The following is a 1,536-nucleotide window of genomic DNA, read 5'->3' as shown; positions in this document are numbered from 1 at the left end:
CCTTTAGCGTAGAGAGTTTGAACGATGAAAGTTGTATTGAGTGGCCACGAAGAGAAGGCCAAGTGCGTTTGGTGTATGCGGGAAAAGGAAACGGTGAAAGCGAGTTTCTCCGATCGCATGTTCACCAATGCGTCAATTTGTTGGAAGTGTCTCGCGACCATCGTACGGGTCAAAGCCCAAGACATGGTAGATCCTTCTTCACAGGCGGTTACTGAGAAAAAAGAGTAGCCGATTTCAGATTTGTGCGGCGTTCACGGAGCCGGTCAGTGGTTTCCGCGGGCGTCGCATTTCTTCAATAACAAGGATCGAGTCCATGCCACAAATCGACGTCGGCGTCATTAACGTCAATGAAGCGTACAGCAAACAAATGCTTTTGAAAAAGCTTTGCGTGTCACAGAAGTATTGGGATAAGCTTCTTTCTGAAGGCTGCCCCTATTCGGTAGTCGGTCACTCGCGTTGGGTGACCGGGCAAGCCCTCATCGAGCATCTCACACGAAACGCGGAAACCAAAGGAGAGCCCAAGGCAGATCTTTAACAAATAGCGAAAGGAGGTTGTCATGCCGCGCAAACCGGAACTTGGCAACGTGCAAGTGTATCCCAATCGTCCGCTTACCAAAGCGGACAAGACGGGCTACGTCTTGCAGTTTTATTGCCCGATCCGTGGCAAACGGATTCGTCGTAGCTGCGGTACTCGTGACCGCAGGGAGGCTCGCAAATTGATGCGTGAATGCCGCGAGCGATTGCTCGATGGTAACTACGTTCAATCTGGTGGAGCCGTCTCGGCCAACGATGAACGATCGCGGCCCGCCGTGGTAGGCGTTGCGATTTCATCGAAGGCAGAAGTTGCAACGGATGAGAAGACGTGGGAGTGGTGCTACCAAAAGTACCGTCACTTCCGCACCGCTCGAACCAAGAAAGACTCGTTCAAACATTCTCGGTCTCGACTGGGAATCGCCGAACGAATCTTTCGAGGCTACTTCGATGATCGAGGTCGGGACGGCGAACTTCTCGTCAAACATGTGATGACGTTGGACATGATCGAGTACCTGCAAGAACGACTGTTGGCGGGAGACGAGTGTCGCTACGACTCTCGCTCTCCTAATACCGTCAACAGCATGACCCCTAGCGTGATGGCGTTCGTTCGCTTTTGCGCCAAGCGGGAATGGATCGACCGGGTGCCCGACATTGAACGACTAAGCGTCGACGATGTGATGAAAGGACGCCCCATCACCGGGGAGGAATTTGATCGCATGCTTGCCGTGACTCACAAGGTGGTTGGCAAGGATGAAGCGGCAGCTTGGCAGTTCGCGTTGCGAGTTGTCTGGTTCAGTGGATTCCGCGTCGGTGACCTGATGGATTTCCACTGGGAAGACGAACGGCATATTCGTCCGGTCTGGCCGAACCAGCCGGGAGTCTTTCCGACCATCACTGTCCCCTCTTCCCAAAAGAACGGCAAGGTTCAAGAGATCCCCATGCTCCCCGAGCTGGACGAATTCTTGAGCAGTGTTCCTGTCGAAGAGAGAAGTGGCTGGATCG

At 53.5% G+C, this 1,536-nt stretch carries 3 protein-coding genes; all 3 read left to right on the top strand.

Annotated elements, in window-relative coordinates:
- Positions 1-24 precede the first annotated feature (24 nt).
- Complete coding sequence (locus tag RMSM_RS42960) at positions 25-228, top strand: hypothetical protein (RefSeq protein ID WP_008702497.1); 204 nt, start codon at positions 25-27, stop codon at positions 226-228.
- 85 nt (positions 229-313) lie between these two features.
- The gene (locus RMSM_RS23740; protein ID WP_008702496.1) at positions 314-535 is read left to right on the top strand and encodes a hypothetical protein; all 222 of its coding nucleotides are present in this window, start codon (positions 314-316) and stop codon (positions 533-535) included.
- A 22-nt stretch (positions 536-557) separates the two neighbouring features.
- Positions 558-1,536 (top strand): hypothetical protein (locus RMSM_RS23735; protein ID WP_008702494.1); only part of this gene is annotated, 979 nt, incomplete at its 3' end.

Source organism: Rhodopirellula maiorica SM1 (assembly GCF_000346295.1).
In the GTDB taxonomy this organism is placed as follows: Bacteria; Planctomycetota; Planctomycetia; order Pirellulales; family Pirellulaceae; genus Novipirellula; species Novipirellula maiorica.
The sequence above is the reverse complement of the archived record's forward strand: the minus strand, read 5'-3'. Positions and strand labels throughout refer to the sequence as shown.

Excerpts from the sequence above, each read along its gene's own strand:
- RMSM_RS42960 (WP_008702497.1), top strand. The coding sequence starts at position 25 with ATGAAAGTTGTATTGAGTGGCCACGAAGAGAAGGCCAAGTGCGTTTGG.
- RMSM_RS23740 (WP_008702496.1), top strand. The coding sequence starts at position 314 with ATGCCACAAATCGACGTCGGCGTCATTAACGTCAATGAAGCGTACAGC.